Origin of the sequence: Treponema vincentii F0403 (genome assembly GCF_000412995.1) — a bacterium.
Lineage (GTDB): Bacteria > Spirochaetota > Spirochaetia > Treponematales > Treponemataceae > Treponema > Treponema vincentii.
In genome coordinates, this window is sequence record NZ_KE332512.1 from 66,488 (window position 1) to 85,978 (window position 19,491).

Sequence of the window (19,491 nt, forward strand, 5' to 3'; positions counted from 1 at the left end):
TGCTTACATCCACCACCGTACTGCTGACAAGCAATTTTCAGCACGGATGCTGTGCGCTGTTCTTCCGGTCAGCGAAAGCGGTTTTTATAAATGGAAGAGAAACAGGAAAAAAGTGAAAGCATGGCAGAAACTGCTCGCTCAAATGCATAAAATTCTCGATGAGGATGAAGAAAACAAGAACTATGGGGTGAGGCGTATGCAGATAGCACTTGAACAACGGGGCATTAAGCGTTCATTGTCGACGGTAAGACGCGCGATGGCACGAGGAAATCTGCTGCATGAAGACAGAAAAAGCCCTGACGGTCTTACAAAAGCCGACAAAAAGGCGATGAGACCGCAGAATATCATCAAACAAGACTTTAGTGCACAAGAGCCTTTGAGAAAATTGCTGACGGATATAACTCAGATACCATGCAAAGATGGAAAGCTGTACGTATCACCTCTTTTTGACTGCTATAATGGGGAGATCATTTCTCTTGCAATGGACACAAACATGAAAAAGGAACTATGTATAAAAACGATAACGGAGGCATACAAGAATTTTGATATACCAAGTGGAGCGATAATTCACAGCGATTGCGGAAGCCAGTATACAAGCGATGAGTACAAAAAGACGCTCGGACAGCTGCATGCGGTGCAGAGTATGAGTGGAGTTGGGAAATGCTGGGATAATGCCCGGATGGAAAGCTGGTTTGCAACGCTGAAAAAGGAAAAGATCTATCAGCTTGATACAACAAAACTGACCGTGGAGGAGGTCAAGACAATCGTCTGGAGATACACGTTTGCTTATTACAACACGAAACGTATCACGACAGTAAATCCCGATGGCTTACCTCCACTGGTATACAGGAAAACAGCAGCTAAAAAAAGTGCTGCTTAAATACATTTGGGGTATTTAGGCACTGCACTAATATTGACTATTCCAGTTCCTATTACGATATTTTTATCCCGATAGATTTCTATTATTTCTTTAAGCGCTTCGATATTTCTTTTTTGCACGGAATAAAGCGATTCTCCATCCGCTTCCGCATAATTTTTATCCGCCCATCGCTTTTTGAACAGTTCAAAAGTATTCCCGTTTTTGCCTGATTTCCGTTCCCGCAATCTTTCATCGGTTTTTATTTGTAGATGATAATATTCGGCAGCTTTTGCGATCGTGTCATAGCTTCGTTTATATGGACTTGAAATAAACACATCAATGTTTTTATCTTTAAGATAATGCAACACTGCGTGGGAGTCCTCAAGTCCTTTTTCCGTCAAAGGCCGAAGTTGTTCATCGCTGCTTTTCGTATGATCTGATTGACAATGCCTTACAAAATAAATACATGACATTTTTTAGCTCCTCTTTTATGCAAACCGTATAACCTGTTCATCCGCATCAACTGTTGCCTCAACGCCGAGTGGAATAATATCATATCGATAGATAGATTGGGAAGTATTCAGGGAATACCGTTGACAAACCCCTATTTTATAGGGTATTTTATAAAGTATAAGATGAGAAGAGAATTTATAGAAACGCCATCGTTCACAAAAAGGTGGTTTGCACTTGGATTTAATGATGATGATTTGGCTGAATTGCAGCAATTCCTTATCAAAAATCCGGAGGCAGGCGATGTGATGATTGGAACAGGCGGTTTGAAAAAAATTCGATTTGCTTTTCAGGGTAGAGGCAAAAGCGGAAGTGCCAGAGTTTGCTATGTTGATTTTGCAACTTTTGCAAAAACTTATCTGATTCAGGTATTTTCAAAGGAAGAAAAAACGAATCTAACCGATACGGAAAAGAATGCAGTAAAAAAAGCTATCGGTGTTTTAAAAACAGAAGCTGCAAGGAACTGGAGGAAAGAGCATGAGTGATTTTTTTGATAATCTAATGACCGGCTTAAATGAAGCGGTTGCTATTGAACGAGGTGAGTTAAAAGGCCGTAAAACCGTGTATGAAATTCAACCTATAAAAAAATATAATAATATTGAAATAAAACACATAAGAAATTCCGTTGGGATGACACAGGTTTTGTTTGCAAATTACATGGGTGTGTCACTTAAGACGGTAGAAGCATGGGAAAAAGGAACAAATCGTCCAACCGGTACGGCTTGCCGTTTAATCAGTATGCTGGAAAATAAAACATTTGAAACACTGCCTTTTGTAAAAAAAATAGCAACTGCGTAATTGTTCGGCATCCTGTTTTAATACTGCGTTCAAAAAATCTTGTATGTTCATAATCGACCTCAAAGTTAGATATTCAATTCCATTTCAATACATTCCCATGCGCCATCCGGCATCATGTAGGTTATAACTTTTCCTGTTGGTTGAAAACCGGCGGATTCATAACAATGCCGTGCACGCTCATTATTCGTAAACACTCCCAATGTTATTTTTGAAGCATGCAAAACGGTCTTTGCATATTCTATTGCAAGCTCTACCATTTTCTTTCCGCTTCCCTTCCCCCTGCTTTCAGGCGAAAGTATAATAAAACCGAATCGCACGATCGTTTTATCGTCTTTGTTTGGGTATCGGATAAATAAATGACCGATTACGCTGCATCCGTCAATGGCGCAAAGAGGAATGATAGACTGTTTACCGTTCCTCGAACTATAGTATTCATTTAACTCATTGCCGCTCAGCGGAAACCGCCCTATTCTGTCGGCAGACCATTGATAAAGTTGCTTTGCATTCTTAATCCAACTGCAAATGATTTTGGAATCTTGCGCTTCATATTTTCTTAATACCATAATCACCTCGATAATTTTTTTATAAACGACACAACGGCTTCTTCAAGCTGTGTAATACCCGGCTGTTCAATCGGCCCCGCGTTTTTAAGCGTGCATAGTTGTTTTTGACTCCGTATGCGATCAAAAAAGAGGCGGCTTATCCATTCGGGTGTCCAGCGATCTTTTTCAGGATGACAAAGCAAAAGCGGAATTTCAAATGCTTCAGGCTCTACGGCAGGAATGCTTTCCATCATCGAACATAACAAACCAAGATGCACGGAAAATCCTGTTCCCCTTTTATCCTGCAGCAACAAAGAAAGTACCCGGTCGTTATTGACGATTGCATTCATATTCGTTACCGCCTTTACCGGAATTTTAAAGTGCCTTATCTGCTTCGGTATAAAACGTAAAAGCGGCAAAGCGATACGCGCCTGCAATTTGTTTTTTGCCGAATAGTTACGCACCGGCTTTAAGCGATTATCTAACAGGGTGGTAACGATAACGCCGGAAACACCATGAGCCAAGCAGGCAACATTGTATGCGAGCATGCCTCCTGCACTCAAACCCAGTACAAAATCTTTTTGGAGCGCTGTAATTCCTGTCGTACGATGTGAACGCCTGTCTCGATCCATGTTTTATAAGACGGTATGCCCTCGTATTCGGTATAGCCGTACCCCGGCAAATCCGGACAGACAACCTTATAGCCGCGCTTTGCCAGAGGAGCTGCAATAAACGACAGGAGCCGGCCGTTCCCGCCGACACCGTGGAACAGCACGAGCGTAACACCGTTGTTGCTATGTTCGTTGTATACGTCGAGATGGATGTTCGTCCTGCCGAATGTGCTGAACATTTCGGAAGGAGCGCATGAAATGCTTATCCTGTTGCGTTCGGGCAAAAACGCTTGAAGTTTTTGCCATGTTTCATCGTTTGTATACATGCAGCGCTCCTTCATTCGTGTGGAGACTTTACTACCTACAATCTTTTTTATGCAGATAGACAAATAGAACAATTATAAACGACACGGATTGGGCAATTGCAATTCTTAAAAATATCAATTCATCACACCCCGTAGAAGAAACAATATGAAAAATATTAATGATTGTATTATTTACAAAGTGATCACCCATTGCCATATAAATAGAGCCGGTCAATTTTGTTAATAAAGCAAATTTAAATCCGATAAATCCGGACGCAGTAACCAACAGAATAATATTTACATACATACCTTCAATACTGCTGCTGCCGTCAAAATAGTTTCTTACAGGTCCGATAAAATGCCATAATCCAAACAAAACAGAAGTAATAAGCACAGATACAAAAAATGTATGATTTTTCTCAAGCATTTTTGTAAACAGGCCTCTGAATATCCCTTCTTCCATAATCACATTAATGATATTCCCGATAATACAAATTACAAAAAAGAGTAGTGAAGTTTGATTTCCTATATTTTTATCTACAGAATAAGAACTGACATATAATTGTAATGATTGAAAATTTTTATTTGAAACAGCTATAACAATCTCTATACTATAAGCTAATACATATATACAAATTCCAAACAGCAATCCCATCAATGTATATTTTACAGCTCTATTTTTATTAAATCCGATATCTTGCGCTTTAAAGTTATATAATCTAGCTGCTATGAATAAAACAACTATCCCCAAAAGTTTGTGTAAAAATGCCTCTCCCCAAAATGTTTGATCCGTACGAATAATAAAATACTCTATAAATCGGAATATAAAGCACAATATATAAATCACAAGAACGGCAAATAAGGGTTTATTGATTTTCGTCATTTCTTATTTTCTCCCATGATTTCTTCATCTTCATTCTTATCGGCAATGACAGTTAATCTGCCTTTCCATGATGATAGTGTTAATCTCTTTTTCAAAGTGCTCCTCCCCTATGGCTGATTCATCTAGTTATACAGGATACTATCCTCGTGCCCTGCTCAACAAGCCGGTAAGCGTTTCCTCAATAATTTCCTTCCCCGCAAAATACGTTCCTTGAATGGCAGAACTGCTTCCGCCGCCGCGGCCGTTGAGCTGTTGGTTTAATGTTTTTATGTGCGGTTTTAAATCGATGGCATTGCTGACGATGACGTAATTGTATGCTGTCGGTTGTAGTCCTTCCGGTTCAACGGCAACCGCTGATAATGCTGCGCAAGTGTGCATTTTTCCTGTCGCTAAAAGCAGATTGCAGAACGAGCGCAGATATTCGATACTGAGATTATCTTCAAAATAAAGAGGTGCGTTCTCAACATCTGCCGCCGACTCCGCTTTCTGCTTTAGATATTTTTCGGTCATTTCATGGAGTTGCTGCTGGAGTTTTCCTTTTTCGGCATTTAATTTTTCCACCGCATCCTGCACTTCGGATGGCTTTGCCGATAAGCAGCGGGAGATAGCCCGTACTTGTGCCGTTTCTTGTTGATATGCAAGAACCGCCTTTCTGCCGCAGAGCACTTCCAAACGGACTCCCTTTTTGCGGTTCGTAAAGTTGAGAATTTTAATCAAACCGATCTCGCCCGTTGCTGTAACATGTGTGCCGCAGCAGGCGCATGCATCAAGTCCCGGAATGGTGATAATGCGTACGGTACCCGAAAGTTCTTTCTTGCTGCGGTACTGCATTGTCTTGAGTTCTTCCGTATTCGGAAAGCTTTCTTGAATTGGAAGATTTGCACGGACAATTTCATTGGCACGCTGTTCCGCATCGAGTACCTGCTCGTCAGTCAACGGACCGCTAAAGTCGATGGTGATAAAACTTTCGCCCATGTGGAAACCGACGTTTTCGTACCCGTAGGTTTGCGCGAGGATGCCGGTAAGGATATGCTCGCCCGAATGTCCTTGCATATTGTCGCAGCGGTTTACCCAGTCCAATACTCCCTGAACCTTTGTTCCCACGGTAAGTTCTCCGTCGGCAATATGCACGATGCGTTCACCTGCAAATTGCGTATCCGATATTCGGACAGTCTTCTCAGGTTGTCCTTCCGCAATAAGGCTGCCCCTGTCGCCGGGCTGTCCGCCCCCTTCGGGATAAAATGCCGTATCCGACAGTTCTATCTCATACCCTCTCTCGGTTTTTAAACAAGCAGTTACCGTTGCATCGAATTCTTTGATATACGGTTTTTGATAATACAGTGCATTAAAGTTTTCCATAAATGTTCCTTGTGTCGAATAAGTTCATTATACTCCGATACGGCAATAAATCCAATCATCTTTTATTTGCCGAATATAAGGTAAACGCTTAAAACTATCTGATGCGGTTACCTTCCGGTTGCACAAAATTTTGTGCTATTTTTTTTAAGAAGGATAAACGTATCAGGTAAAGTAGATAAAAATCGCGGAAAAATTGAGACTGTGAGACCATTTGAACCGCGAAGAGGTTCAACTCTGGTCGAATAGTATCAATTTTTCCGCGGGGTTGTTAAAAAGACGGTCTGATGCATTTACCCTGCCTTCCGCCGCCGTTTCCTCAAACGCAGTATGATAAGCATTGCGGCTATTCCCAACGCGATAAATACCCAGCCGTACAACAGTGCGATACAGACTGCGGCAAAGGCCTGTACTCCGCCTTTTATTGCATCCCATACCGGCATAAAGAATGCGCCTGCTTCCGATGCGGCTTCTATCTGTTGGTACATGCTGATATGCAGCGTGCTGAAATTAACGGAATTTTTCAGATACCGCAGTCTGCCTTCTATCGATTCTATATCCGACCGTATATCCTGTAGCTCATTTTGAATATCGAGGATATCTTTTATTGTCTTTGCTTGATTCAAAAGCCGCAGATATCCTTGTTCCGTTTCTTTTTTTACGGAAAGGCGTGCTGTAATATCGACGAATTCTTCCGTAACGTCCTGCACGGTAACGGACTTGTTATCAAATTTTTTAATATCACCGGACAGTTCCGACAAAAATGAATCAAAGTGCGTCTTGGGTATTCTAACGGTAATATCCTGATAGATTCGCGAAGCAGTAGTCCGTTCGTCTTCTTGACTGATATAGGCTTTGTATTTTTGTACGAGCGTTTCGATATGCTGACGGGTTTCCGTTATGTCTGACGTTTCAAAATTGATCGAGCCTTCTTTTATCAGCTGCCGTTCGAGTATGACATCGGAACCCGAGGGCTGCATATCGGCTAAGGCATTGTCTTCCATATAGGCGGTATCTGCCGCCGCTTCTTCTTCGGATAAGATATTTTTTGCAGCTTCCGTACGTTGTGCAAAACTTGTACGTGCCAATGCTTTCTGTTCTGCAGCATTCTTTGCACAGGAACTGCAGAGCGTTATTCCTGCAAGCAGTATAAAAAATAATTGGAAAATACAATGACGTTTCATACGATAATGCTCCCTAGTTTTTCGAGATGACTTATTGGGAACCTCTAAAAACTTCAGTTTTCAGAGGTTCCCCTTAGATGTAATTTGCGGCAGTAATGATTGAATGATATTCGTCTTTTGCTCCAAAGTCTACGGAGAATATAGTGCATAGAAAAAAAACCGTCCCGATATTTCCCGTACAAAACAACTCGCATCACAGAATTGACTACTTAAAACGACCTGCCGCCTCCGCCGTGTGTACGTCCGCTTGAGGATGTGTGAGTGGAGCTTCCGGAGCTGCCGCCTGAATTGTTGTTTTTAGGCCGCACCGTGCTGACCGTATTGGTGCTGATAAGCGGGTCATGTGTAGAATCGAAATGTACTGTCGTTTGTTCAGCTCTATTGTAATACGGTTTTGTGCCGGCGATTTTATAGCGCTTGCATAACACCAAGAAGCTGACTAAAAATACAAAAACACCGGTACCGAGCGCAAATAGCAGGCTGCTTTTCAGCTTTGCAGCGGCTGCTTCTTCCGGTGATTTGATGATTGCGTGCAGTTCATCGATATACGCATCGATGCCGGCGGGGGAGTTTCCGGCTGCCAATCCCCCGTCGATGAGTGCGTCAAGCAAATCTTCGACACGAGAGTCTGTAACGGTACGGATGGTGCGCGGGCCTGATGTGGAAATATACACCTCCCTTCTGCCGCCTGATTCCCCGCCGGTTACAATAAGCAAGAGTATCCCGTCGCGGTCTTCTCCAGTGCCGTATCCGCCGTAATCAAAGAAATCATCCGCGTATTCTTCTGCCGTCCTAATCCCTGTGTCCGGGACGAGTACCACCGCCGCATCCGTTTTTACGCTTTCGGAAAAGTCCGTGAGGCGCGCTGCAATGCCGCTTATTTCGCTCCGACTGAGTATCCCCGCCATATCGGCGACCGGTGCTCCGGCATATTTTTCTGCTGCAATTAACAGGTCATCATCCGCTTCGATAAACGCTGCATCCTGCGTAGCGTCCGCATTCCATTCGGCTGCATCCCCATCCGATTCGCCCGCGGCGGACGGATCGGCACAGAGCATAAAGGGAAGCACGCACCAGAAAAGCGCCGCAACGAGTGCAGCGGTTTTTCGTTTTGTCAGTACCGGCATTACCATATAAACATCCCTCCTAAGAACATGAGCGTCCCGAATACGAGTCCGAGGATGCCTGACGTCAGCGCAACCTTTGCCTTATCCAGCGGCAATTCCCCGCAGGTTTTGCCGGTCTGACCGTTCACGGCGAAAACGTAGGGCTTACCGTGATAGATATAGGTAAGAATCCACGAGGGAAGCAGCACATACCGTTGAGCGCGGACGGTATATGAGGTTGCGTCTTTTTCCGATTCAAAATGCGCACAGGAAGTAGACTCCCGGATAAGCGCAGCCGCGGTGCTTTTTGCCTGCGCCATTAACGCGGGTGTTACCGCTGCTTTGTCTTCGGTGTACTGCTCGGCAAAAAAGCCTGCCAAATAACCGGCGGAAAAATTCTTTATTTCCGATTCGTCGTAGGGAGTAATGGTGTTAAGTAAGGATTCGTCGATTTTTGAAAAAGCGAGTTTTTGCAGATTGTTTACGGCAATATCGCCGGTGCGGTCGATTTTGTATTTATCGGTTTTGACATAGTCCCGGTCTCCGCTCGTCCAGCGGGTAACGGTAACGCCGACCGCATGGTAGTCCACCTTTGCATCGATATCCGCCTGCCAGTACGGAAGGTACATGCCGGTGATTTTTTCTTGCTGCATTTCGCTCGTAAAGTCATTCGGGGTGAATTTTTTCTTTCCCGCCCATTCCAGAAATTTTTGTACGGCGGTCTTTTTATCAACCTTAAACGGGATGATGCGGTCGGGCTTAAACTCGCCCTGCAGCCGGTCGGTTATGACAACCGGACTGTGGCAGTAGTAGCAAAACGATGCCGTTGAGGTGTCTCCCGCAACGACCTCCGCACCGCAGTTGGCGCATTGGTATACCTTAACCGTCTGCTGCCCGTTACCGGTGTTGCCGCCCGCATCGCCGGAAGTGCCGCCTTGAGTATCGGCGGAGGTACTTCCGCTTCCCGGTGCAGCGCCGGCTCCGGCAGCCGCCGCAGCCGCGGCGCTGCCTGCAGCAGAAGCATCACCGCTTGCCGAGCCTGCTTTCGGTGCAGCGCCGGCTCCGGCAGCTGCGGCAGCTTTTGCTTGCAGCTGTTCGAGATAGGCGGTCAGCTCTTCTTCGGTATGCTCGGTAAAGCAGTATCCGCACTTGAATTTTCCAAGCCGCGGATTAAATTCGATCGGCGCCCCGCAGGCAGGGCATTTGTAATTTATTATGTCCATAGAGCTTCCTCGTACGCAGCGTTGTTAGAGTTTTGAACCGCATTCGGAGCAGAATTTGGCTCCGGCTTTGAGTTCGGCGCCGCATGAGGGGCAGGTATTTCCTGCAGGCTTCGGGGCGCCGCATTCCGCGCAGAACTTACCGGTATTCTTATGGCCGCACTCGGTGCAGAACCATTCACCTGCCGCTTTTCCCGGAGCGGATTGCCCCGCTACCGCAGAATGCTGCTGAGTCGCTTGTTGTTGCGCCGCCTGCTGCATTTGCATCTGCTGCATATTGGTCTGGCTTGCCTGTCCCATAAAGTTTCCACCCGCATTCATGCCCATTCCCATGCCCATAAACGCCATACCGGCTCCCGCTTGGTTGGAGCCCGCAGCTTCCATCCCCCGCGCAATCGAGCCTTGCACATACCCTTCGCGGATGGAAGGATCGCCGAGCATTGCCCCTTTGTTCCTCATGTTGATCAGTTCTTTAGAGCTGTCGTCATACGTGATGCTCGCGATACCGACCGCCAGCACCTCCATACCCCGCAGCTCTTTCCAAGAATCATCGAGGATTTGCGACATGTGCTTACTGAGGAGCGTTCCTTTTGAAGGAATAAACGAAATCCGCTCCCCGTCCATCGACATCTGACTGATCGCCGCTTGCAGCGCCTCTAAAAATTCGGTTAGGTATTGCTCGTTTATCTCGTCGATATGCACGTGGGTTGCGTTCCGGGGACATGCTTCTTTAAAGAATTTGATGGGATCTGTTATCTTGATGGAGTAGTTTCCGAACGCCCGCAAAAAAAGCTCCGCATTGTAGAAATTATCGAAATATTGCAGCGGATTGGGCGTACCGAATTTAATGCCCTTAATTTCCTGTAGATTGACGTAGAAAACTTCCTGCTTCATCGGTGTCGTACCGCCGAATTTAAAGCGGCTGAACGTTTCCTTTAATGCTTCACCGAAGCTGCCGCTGAAAAGGGACGGCGCCGAGCTGTTATCAACCTTAAAATATCCCGGTTCCGCCGTGTAATCGATAATCTTTCCGCCGTCTACCAACATCATAAACTGATTTTGATTCACATGGATAATCGACCCGTTGGAAATAACATCGCCTGAACCTTTCGTATTCCTGTTGCGCCTATCGGTTCGTACCGGCACCCCTTTAGCCAGCACGATACCTTCGCCCATATCATCCGCTTCAACGACCTCAAGCCATTGATCCGCTAAACCGCCGCCTACCGCGCTGAGCGCCGCCGTTATCAATCCCATAGCATTCTCCTTTTTATCGCTGTATTGTATTTTCAAACCGAGCTTTAGATTGTCACTATAATGAATTATAATCGATAAAATGCCGGAGGGTAAAGCATGGCAATCCATAATTCTTAATTATGAATTCCGTTCCCCTGCTTAAAATTTTCCATATTTTTTTCTTCCCTTTTTGATTAATATGAAGTAGAATAAAGGAATGCCGCTTTTGCAGGAGTAATTTCTGCCGGGGTTTTACATGAAAAAAGTTGTGCGGAATATTATCTTTTTAGTTTTGACTTTATACCTTTCCATTGCCTGTAAAAACTACACGGCTGATATCGATGAGTATCTAAGCTATTGGACAACGGAAGCATCTATTGCGGGCTATGTGTTCAATACGGCAACTCAAACCGATGCCGAAGGAGCTCTGTGTGTTTCTTCAAAAGACCCGGTAACGATTACCTTTACTGTCCGTAATCCTAAAAATTTTGATTTTAAAATGCCCGGAGAGTCCGATGCTCCTGCCGATATTATAACCTTTCCGCACCTTCAAAATGCAGCGGATGTATCTGCGCTCCAAGCAGGCGATGATTATGTATTTAAAAAAATTTCGGGCAGCACGCTTGAGCTGACTTATACCCCGGCCTTTTTACGGAAGCATGAATGGAGCAGCGGAAATATCGCCCCTGCAATTATGCTCTATACTAATGACGGCAGGGTATTTAAACAAACGATTACGCTTGAACTCAAGGTAAATACGCCGCCTCCTACAATAAAGTACTATGCCGTTGCAAAGACATCCGCCGCTGTTCCCGGCGAAGATGCTTACTATGTTTTATGTTTACAAGTGCCCGATATGGATACGAAAATTACCGGCGGACTTCTGCACAAGGATATTGCCGGTATTGAAATAAACGGTATTCGCTATCCTCTTTCCATAGATGAGGAGCAACAAGGCTTTGTAAAGCCGGAGAGTGATGCCTTTTTGGATATAACGGACGTCGTTCCGCTTGATGAACACGATGCTGCGGATATTCCTTCCGGTTGGGTTCTCTATTTTAAAACCGATGCTGCGGTAAAGACCGGGAGTGCAAAAAAAGATTATACGGTTAAACTGACGGATACAAATGGTTTTACCTCATCTGAACTGAAAGCGAGTACAAGCCCGAATAAGCTGCCGAAGGAAGAATGGAAGGTTACGAAAGGGGACCCGACCGGAGAGAAAAGCGGCACTGCAGCCGAGCCCATTATTATAGGGGCAGATAGCGACGGAGCTGCAGTTTCGGTTTCTTCGAAGATTCCCAATACGGTGGTGCACTGTACGCTGACGGAAATCGGACAAGAAGCTGAACCCGAACAGACGGGAATTGTTTCCGTTACCGTCGATATGCCGTTAAAGGGCAAAAACGAAAAGACGTATAAGCTGGAATATTACACGGACGGCGAAGGATTCGCGGCAACTGCCCCGCAGACAGTCTATTATAACATTTTACTTAAACACACGGTAACCTTTAACCTTGCAGGAGGAAATATCGGCGGCAAAACGGACGCTATAACCATGACCGGTACTCCGGGAACTCCGTTTACCCAACCTGCAGACCCCGCAAAGGATGGGTATAACTTTAGCGGATGGCTGCCGAGCTTGCCCTCATCTCCGGTGTTCCCGAAAGCGGATACGGAATACACTGCGCAGTGGACAAAGGACGGTAACACGCCGTATAAAATAGAACATTACCAGCAAAACATTGACGATGATGACTACACGCTTGTTTCCGCTGATACGCAGTCTCTGAAAGGGGAAGCCGAAGCGCTCATTGCCGTGGCGCGTAAACACTATGAAGGCTTTACATTCGATCATCAAGAGCCTAGTGCTCCGACAATCGCCGCAACAGGAGACACGGTTGTAAGGGTGTACTACAATCGGAAGGAGATTACGCTTACCTTTAAGCTTAACGGAGGAATCATCGGCGGCAAGCCGGATTATGTTATTGGACCCGGTAAATTCGGAAAATCGTTTGAGCCGCCGATACCGACCAGAGACGGCTACACCCCTAACGGTTGGAAGCCTGCGCTGCCTTCGCCTCCGGCATTCCCTGCGGAAGACACAATATACACCGCACTGTGGAAGGCAAACACGTACACGGTAACCTTTGACTCCAAGGGCGGAGGCAGTATACCTGCTCAAAAAGTACAGTACGGTTCTAAGATTTCAAAACCGGCCGACCCTACCGCACCGGCGGGGTATAGCTTCCAAAACTGGTGCACTGACGATGCCTGCACAACTGCATGGGATTTCGCTTCCGGTACGGTAACATCCGACATCACCCTCTATGCAAAATGGGATCCGGCGGGAGGGGTATCGTACACGGTAAAGCACTTTCAGCAAAATATTGATGATGATAATTATCCTACCGTTCCCAGTGCTACTCAAACATTGAATGGTACTACAGGGCAACTCACAACAGCTACGGCGAATGCCTATGCAGGTTTTGAGCCGCTCCCCTTTGAACAGAAAACGATTGCCGGGGACGGAACGACAGTTGTTGAAGTCAAATATAAGAGGAAGCTCATTACCGTAACCTTTAAGCTCGCAGGCGGAAATATCGGCGGTAGTACGGCTGATGTTCCTCTGTCCGGTAAATTCGGAGCAACATTTACCGCGCCTGTACCGACCAGACAAGGCTATACCTTTAACGGCTGGCTACCTGCACTGCCTTCACCGTTCGTATTCCCTGCAGCAAATGCGGAATACACGGCGCAGTGGCAAGAGATTCCCAAGCCGGGTATGCGTATAAAGGAAGGCATCTCCGCGGAAGAAAAATCGTACGAAGAAAGCGGTATGGACAATCTTGTACTTGATTCAGGGCACTATACGCATACAACCCCGCTGATTATCTATAAAGAGAGCGGTCAGGCAAAGCTTTCGATTACCGGTTCCGGCGCTACAACAGCATACTATCAGATTGATGCGGGAAGTGAGACTGAAGGAACTGAAATAAGTCTTCCTGCCGATGGAAATGCTTACAAGCTCACCGTTTGGGCAAAAAAAGGCACCGATGACAGTATTAAAACTGTACTGTACATCCACGTTAAAGATGCGCTTACAACATATAAAGAACTGAAAAATGTTGTACAGCATGTTGCTTCCGGTACTATTATTAATATTGGAGATAATCTGAGCTGCGGCGAAGAAGCAAGCGAAATTGAAATAAATAAAGCCGTCACCATACAACGTAAATCTTCAAGCGGTAATTCTCGATATACCTTGGATGCAAATGAAAAGGGGAGATTTTTTAAGGTTACTTCAGGCGGAACCTTAACGTTGAAAAATATTATCCTGAAAAACGGTAAGGCTGGTGGAGACATTCTGACAAACCTTGGCGGAGGAATACATGTACTGAATGGCGGTATGTGCCAACTGGCGAACTGCATCATCACAGAATGTAAGGCAATGAGCGGCGGCGCCTTAGCAATAGCAGGAAATTGTACACTTACAGATTCTATTGTCGAAAATAATAGCTGTCTTACAAGCGGAAGCGCTGCTGCTGCAAACATTCCGTTTACGGGGCGGTTCGTTGTGGAAGGAAGCTCCGTTATCAAGGATAATAAAACAGCAGACGGCAGTACCGATGCAGCTGCAATAATGGTAACAGGAGGCATAACTCTTAAAGATTCTGCAAAGGTAGGAGCCGGGAATAATATTCATTTGTCGGTGGCAAGTGCTTGTATAACTGTCGACGGAAATCTCGAAGCCTTGCCAACGGCAGCCGGGGTATCGATGCCGGCTTTTTCTGCAGGCAGAAAAGTACTTGAGGGAAGCCTCACTTCCGACAATATAGGTAAATTTACGCTTGTGGGATTTCATGCCGATCAATGGAAGATAAATGCTTCCGGCGAGCTTGAGGCAGTTGGCGGTCAGAGTCCGGTTGTAACGGTAAGTAATTGGGAAGAGTTACGGACTAAAGTACAAAGTGCTTCCGACGGTACCGTTATCGAAGTAACACAGGATATTACGTATAAAGGAGGCAGCTCTGAATCTACAATAACGGTAAATAAGAATATCACCATAAAATCAAAAGACAGTAATCCGTATACTTTGAACGCAGATTGTACGGGAACTTTTCCTACTTATGCTTCAAAGGTTAAAAGTATTTTTGAGGTGAGTGGTGGTAAGACCTTAACACTTGAAAATGTAACGCTCAGCAATGCTAAACAATACGCCGTCTCTGTTGCGGAGAATTGTTCCCTTATGATGACGAAGGTAACGATTAAGGATTGCACAACTACTCAAGATAATGCTGCTGGTATTTACTTTAATAAGGGCAAAAATCTAACGCTTACCGGCTGTACAATTGAAAAGTGTAAGGGAACAGGTTCCGCTTCTTCCGGTGGTATTGATATTCAGGAGCCGAAAGGAACGGTGAGCATAAAAGACGGCACGAAGATTGAAAAGTGCGAAGGTAATGGTGCCGGCGGCGGTATACATCTGTATAATGCTAATAATGTCCAATGTAAAGTAGAAAGTGTAACTGTTGACAACTGCAGTGCGCTGAGAGGGGGCGGCATATACGTCAAAGGTGGAACTCTTACTATAACCGGCGGATCTTTTATAAATAATTCAGCGGGGGGGACAATCACAAGCGGCGGGGGCGGCGCTATCTATAGCGAAGGCGCTAAAGTTACTATAACAGGATGTACCATCGGCGATGATGATTCAAACAAAGGTAACTATGCGGGACAGGGCGGCGGTATCTTTGTCAATGGAGGTGCCGAATGTATTTTAGAAGCAGGTACAAAAATCATCGGTAACAGCGCTATTAATCTGGGAACAGGCACGGGTAACGGCGGTGGTGTGTATGTCGCGGGGAATAGTTCCCTTAAAATGGAGAATGTAACGATTAAAAACTGTGAAGCAACCGGCACAGATAGTGCCGGCGGCGGTGTATATCTGTATAAAGGAACATGTACGCTGGAAAAGGTGATTGTTGAAGAGTGTAAAGCACCGAAAGGCGGGGGTATATTCGTCAGCGAAGAGGCTGAGTGTATTCTCAAACAGGACGTAAAAATTCTCCAAAATGAGGCAAGGGGTACCAATAGCAACGGTGGCGGTATTTTTGTAGATAAAGTATCCAAACTCGGTAAATTAACAATCAAAGGATCTAAAGAGAAACCCGTTGTTATTGCAAAGAATACAGCTGACTACGGCGGAGGACTCTATCACTATGGGAATGCAGATATAAAGTATGCCGAAATTAAAGAAAATAGGGTACCACATGACGGCGGCGGAATGTATAATGCGGGTATTTGTACTATGGACAATGTTACGATCCAGAATAATAGAGCTTTTACTGAAGATACCAACGCCGGAAGAGGCGGAGGAATCTATAGCGATGAAAGCGATGAAACGCTTACGCTTACCAATACCACCGTTACCGACAACGAGGCAAAGACCGGCGGCGGCATCTACATTGCTGAGCACAGTAAAGCTTTCAATATGTCGGGTTCTACGGTTATTACGGTGGATCCAAGCAAGAACGATGTTTTCCTAAGAGAAGGGAAGTTTATCACGATATCAGGCTCTTTAAATGCAATAGGAAATGTTGCACGTATTACGCTCGAAAACTATACTGTTGGGGCAAAGGTTCTCCAAGCATCTCCCGCGGAGTGTGCTAAATTTACCGTAACGCCGAATAGTGCGGAAATATGGTCAATAAAGAGTGATGGAACATTGAAGAAATAGTGAAGCAACCGCCTCGTAAATTGCTTCTTTGCATTTTCTTGCAATTCCGTGTATAGTATCCGAGCAAGCGTATCAGACTATTCTTGTGTCCCTCCACAAAATAAGAGAGGCTTACAATTGACGTATAAAAAAATATATAGTATAGTTTTATTAGTTCTGAAAAATGGAACTAATAAGACAGAAGGACTATTATTATGGTTGTAATGAACTTGGAGCTTAACAATCTCTTCGGGTTTCAAGATTTTAAAGTCAATTTTTCGTATCCCAAAAAATTAGTAAAATCCACTATCGAAAATGAATATTTGGAAACAAAGCCGAATTTTCGTTATAAAAAAGTTAATATTCTTATGGGAGCGAACGCTTCCGGAAAAACATCTCTCGGTAAAGCGCTCGTTGATATTTTTAATTTTCTTTCAAAAAAAAATATAAAATCATTTGACGATAATTTTTTAGATGAAAAAAGCGAAGCATATTTTTCTATCGATTTTTTAGTCGATGATAACGTTTTATACAGAGCTGTCTGCACATTTCTGCCCGAAAAAATAGTTTCACTTGATGTTTTTTCTTCCGAAATAGCAGTTAACGATTCGTATGAAACGTGTGTAAAAAAACTCCAAAAATTACACGGAGAAGATAATATTGAAAAATTAGAAAAGCTACCTCAGTTTGGGTGGCTATTTACATTCCCTAGAGATGAGAAAAGCTCATCCTTACTCAAGGATAATGCCAATATATTGGATTTGGATATTTTAAATGCGGTTTTGCAGACGCTTGATACCTCTATTACAAAGGTTTTAAAGAGTATGGAAGTTGATAAAAGCTATATTATAAAAAGTAAAACCGGCGATCTCTTTGTACAAAACGGGGAAGTTGTTGATAAGAATTTTTTATCAAGCGGAACGAAAGCCGGTTTGGATATAGCTTTTCTTATTAGCGCTTTATACGAAGATACGCATGGCTTTTATTATTGTGATGAACAATTTTCATTTATACAAAGCGATATTGAACAATCTGTTTTAAGCTTAATGATTTCTTTATTAAAACCGAATACGCAATTATTTTTTACGACACATAATGCAGATATTTTGGAAATGAATTTGCCTATACATTCGTTTATATTTCTAAGAAAAAATGACAAGATAGAAGTCGTTCACCCCGAAGAAAAAATAAAAAAAAATAACATATCTTTAAGAAATATTGTAAAAAATGATGTACTCGATATCTCTCCGGATATAAATAAAATTCTTTCAATCGAATATCTTAATGAGGATCGGTGATTATGGCAGCCGGTACAGTGTGTTTTTATTTGGTTGAAGGTCAAATGGAAGAAAAAGCCGTAAAGATATTAAAAGGAAAATATATCTTATCGGGAAAAGTGAGCGTCTTACATCAACGGAAAATAAGTAATACACTTTTACGGCTTATACCTCGGAAGTCTAAAGTTATTATAGTTTTTGATACGGATGCCGCTGATACGGAGCATACACTTTATGAAAATCTGAATATGCTTCAGCGGGAAAACATCGAGACGGTTTTAATTCCTCAAGTAAATAATTTTGAAGATGAAATCATATATGCAACTTCAATCAAAAATATAAAAGAATTGCTCAACAGTAAATCAAACAGTGATTTTAAAAGCGATTTTTTAAAGGAGAAAAATTGCTTAAAAAAACTGGAAGATAAAGATTTTGATATATATAAATTCTGGTCGAGAACTGCCGACAAAAGCTCTTCTTTCAGTAAATATGAAAATAGGTCAAATAAAATAAAAAAATTGTAACTATTCAGCACTAAAAAATAAAATCATTTAAGGGGCACGGAAATCAATTTTTTCCCAACTGTATCTAAAAAGCGTAAAATACTACAGTTTCCGTATGAGGTTAGAAGAATAGGAAGGCGCAACTTATCAGTGGTTTTTCTTTGCATTTTCTTGCAATTCCGTGTATACTGCCCGCAAATATGGTAGGGTAATCACATCAGGCCGTTTTTTAATAGCCTCGCAGAAAAATTGAGACTATTCAACCAGAACTGCCAAGGATGGCAGTAGTTCCATACAGCAGCGATGTTTTGTGCGTGCACGAAACTCGCCTTCAACTGTTGTACACGGATGTACAACAGTTGAAGATGGTTCAAATGGTCTCGCCGCCTCAATTATTCTGCGATTTTTATCTATGTCTGCCCGATGTGATTACCCATCTGCTAGAAAAAATGTGCGAAATTTTTTTCAAAATTTCGCACAAAAGGAAGGCAACCGTTTAAAATATTTATAATACGGTTGCCATGGTGATTATGGAAACGTGTGAAGTATTGTATCGGTTTTTTAGAACCGCATCGGAATATATCGAGGGGTATCGCAGCGATGCGCCGTATCCCCAATCATTTGCATTTGCTGCAGCATCGGAGCCGGTCGCTCGAAGTTCTGCGGATTTAACGGGTGGGGGCTCATCCGGCGAGGCTGTTACGCTTGCGGCACATCCCGCGGGTATCGGCGATGAACGGAGCGGCTTTTTTGCCGATGAAGATTCTCCGGCAGACAGTTCCGGCGCATCGTTCCGGTCGATGCAGGAGATTTACGCTGCGGTTGCGCAGTGCTCCGCCTGTGTTTTGGGGCAAACCCGTACTCATCCGGTGGCGGGGGAAGGCCCCGAAGAGCTTTCCCGCCTGACCAACTCCGTTGAGGTGATGGTGATCGGCGAGGGACCGGGCGCGGACGAAGACCGGCAGGGAAGACCCTTTGTCGGCAGGGCGGGGCAGCTCCTCGATAAGATGCTGGAGGCTATTCAGCTTTCACGTAAAACGAACTGTTATATCACCAATGTGGTTAAATGCCGTCCGCCTCAAAACCGCGACCCTGCGCCGGAAGAACGGAACTGCTGCGCCGCCTTTTTGGACGCGCAAATACGGCTGCTCCGCCCTAAGATGATTCTGGTGATGGGGCGCATTGCCGCACAGCATTTGCTGCAAACCTCCGACGGTATCGGAAAGCTGCGGGGGCGTTTCTTCGACTATCAGGGGATACCGCTGATGCCGACCTATCATCCGAGCGCGCTGCTTAGGGACGAAAGCCTTAAACGCCCCGCATGGGAAGACCTCAAGCGGTTCCGCGCTCGTCTGCACGAACTTCAAGCACAAGGCTGATCT

17 protein-coding genes are annotated in these 19,491 nt (G+C 44.4%); 7 read left to right on the plus strand and 10 right to left on the minus strand.

Translation table 11 applies throughout. The features are described 5' to 3' along the window. The first annotated feature begins 7 nt into the window (after positions 1-7). The gene (locus tag HMPREF1222_RS00385) at positions 8-880 is read left to right on the plus strand and encodes an IS3 family transposase (protein ID WP_280452028.1); all 873 of its coding nucleotides are present in this window, start codon (positions 8-10) and stop codon (positions 878-880) included. On the opposite strand, the gene HMPREF1222_RS00390 is transcribed toward HMPREF1222_RS00385, so the two are convergent. Further along, positions 877-1,332 (minus strand): histidine phosphatase family protein, encoded by a 456-nt coding sequence (locus HMPREF1222_RS00390; RefSeq protein ID WP_016517726.1) that lies wholly within the window; start codon positions 1,330-1,332, stop codon positions 877-879. The genes HMPREF1222_RS00385 and HMPREF1222_RS00390 overlap by 4 nt on opposite strands. Positions 1,333-1,494: 162 nt before the next feature. Between HMPREF1222_RS00390 and HMPREF1222_RS00395 the strand changes: the two genes are divergently transcribed. Beyond that, complete coding sequence (locus HMPREF1222_RS00395; RefSeq protein ID WP_038076722.1) at positions 1,495-1,854, plus strand: type II toxin-antitoxin system RelE/ParE family toxin; 360 nt, start codon at positions 1,495-1,497, stop codon at positions 1,852-1,854. After that, positions 1,847-2,167: a helix-turn-helix domain-containing protein gene (locus HMPREF1222_RS00400; protein ID WP_016517728.1), complete on the plus strand. Its 321-nt coding sequence runs from the start codon at positions 1,847-1,849 to the stop codon at positions 2,165-2,167. Before HMPREF1222_RS00395 ends, HMPREF1222_RS00400 begins: the two co-directional genes overlap by 8 nt. A 65-nt stretch (positions 2,168-2,232) precedes the next feature. Here the strand turns inward: HMPREF1222_RS00400 and HMPREF1222_RS00405 are convergent, their stop codons facing one another. The 9 genes from HMPREF1222_RS00405 to HMPREF1222_RS00440 form a co-directional block, all read right to left on the minus strand. Then, complete coding sequence (locus HMPREF1222_RS00405; RefSeq protein WP_016517729.1) at positions 2,233-2,730, minus strand: GNAT family N-acetyltransferase; 498 nt, start codon at positions 2,728-2,730, stop codon at positions 2,233-2,235. Positions 2,731-2,732: 2 nt separating this feature from the next. Then, on the minus strand, positions 2,733-3,257 hold the full coding sequence (locus tag HMPREF1222_RS13045; protein WP_016517730.1) for an alpha/beta fold hydrolase domain-containing protein: 525 nt from the start codon (positions 3,255-3,257) through the stop codon (positions 2,733-2,735). A gap of 11 nt (positions 3,258-3,268) precedes the next feature. Further along, positions 3,269-3,646, minus strand: coding sequence for an alpha/beta fold hydrolase (locus HMPREF1222_RS13050; protein ID WP_016517731.1), 378 nt, complete (start codon positions 3,644-3,646; stop codon positions 3,269-3,271). A gap of 31 nt (positions 3,647-3,677) precedes the next feature. Beyond that, positions 3,678-4,508 (minus strand): CPBP family intramembrane glutamic endopeptidase, encoded by an 831-nt coding sequence (locus HMPREF1222_RS00415; protein WP_016517732.1) that lies wholly within the window; start codon positions 4,506-4,508, stop codon positions 3,678-3,680. 138 nt (positions 4,509-4,646) lie between these two features. Beyond that, positions 4,647-5,867: an alanyl-tRNA editing protein gene (locus HMPREF1222_RS00420; RefSeq protein ID WP_016517733.1), complete on the minus strand. Its 1,221-nt coding sequence runs from the start codon at positions 5,865-5,867 to the stop codon at positions 4,647-4,649. 290 nt (positions 5,868-6,157) lie between these two features. Then, the gene (locus HMPREF1222_RS00425) at positions 6,158-7,048 is read right to left on the minus strand and encodes a DUF4349 domain-containing protein (RefSeq protein ID WP_016517734.1); all 891 of its coding nucleotides are present in this window, start codon (positions 7,046-7,048) and stop codon (positions 6,158-6,160) included. A gap of 209 nt (positions 7,049-7,257) precedes the next feature. Then, complete coding sequence (locus HMPREF1222_RS00430) at positions 7,258-8,181, minus strand: TPM domain-containing protein (protein WP_016517735.1); 924 nt, start codon at positions 8,179-8,181, stop codon at positions 7,258-7,260. Continuing rightward, a complete protein-coding gene (locus HMPREF1222_RS00435) occupies positions 8,175-9,377 on the minus strand; it encodes a TFIIB-type zinc ribbon-containing protein (protein WP_016517736.1) in 1,203 nt (400 codons plus the stop codon). Before HMPREF1222_RS00435 ends, HMPREF1222_RS00430 begins: the two co-directional genes overlap by 7 nt. 24 nt (positions 9,378-9,401) lie before the next feature. Then, on the minus strand, positions 9,402-10,631 hold the full coding sequence (locus HMPREF1222_RS00440) for an SPFH domain-containing protein (protein WP_006188734.1): 1,230 nt from the start codon (positions 10,629-10,631) through the stop codon (positions 9,402-9,404). A 235-nt stretch (positions 10,632-10,866) separates the two neighbouring features. Between HMPREF1222_RS00440 and HMPREF1222_RS00445 the strand changes: the two genes are divergently transcribed. The 4 genes from HMPREF1222_RS00445 (at position 10,867) to HMPREF1222_RS00460 (ending at position 19,488) form a co-directional block, all read left to right on the plus strand. Beyond that, positions 10,867-16,350 (plus strand): InlB B-repeat-containing protein, encoded by a 5,484-nt coding sequence (locus tag HMPREF1222_RS00445; protein WP_016517737.1) that lies wholly within the window; start codon positions 10,867-10,869, stop codon positions 16,348-16,350. Between the two features lie 194 nt (positions 16,351-16,544). Next, positions 16,545-17,627 (plus strand): AAA family ATPase, encoded by a 1,083-nt coding sequence (locus tag HMPREF1222_RS00450; RefSeq protein WP_016517738.1) that lies wholly within the window; start codon positions 16,545-16,547, stop codon positions 17,625-17,627. Positions 17,628-17,629: 2 nt separating this feature from the next. Continuing rightward, positions 17,630-18,130: a hypothetical protein gene (locus HMPREF1222_RS00455; RefSeq protein ID WP_016517739.1), complete on the plus strand. Its 501-nt coding sequence runs from the start codon at positions 17,630-17,632 to the stop codon at positions 18,128-18,130. 500 nt (positions 18,131-18,630) lie between these two features. Beyond that, positions 18,631-19,488 carry a uracil-DNA glycosylase gene (locus HMPREF1222_RS00460; protein ID WP_016517740.1) on the plus strand — a complete coding sequence of 286 codons (858 nt, stop codon included), beginning with the start codon at positions 18,631-18,633 and terminating at the stop codon, positions 19,486-19,488. Positions 19,489-19,491 lie beyond the last annotated feature (3 nt).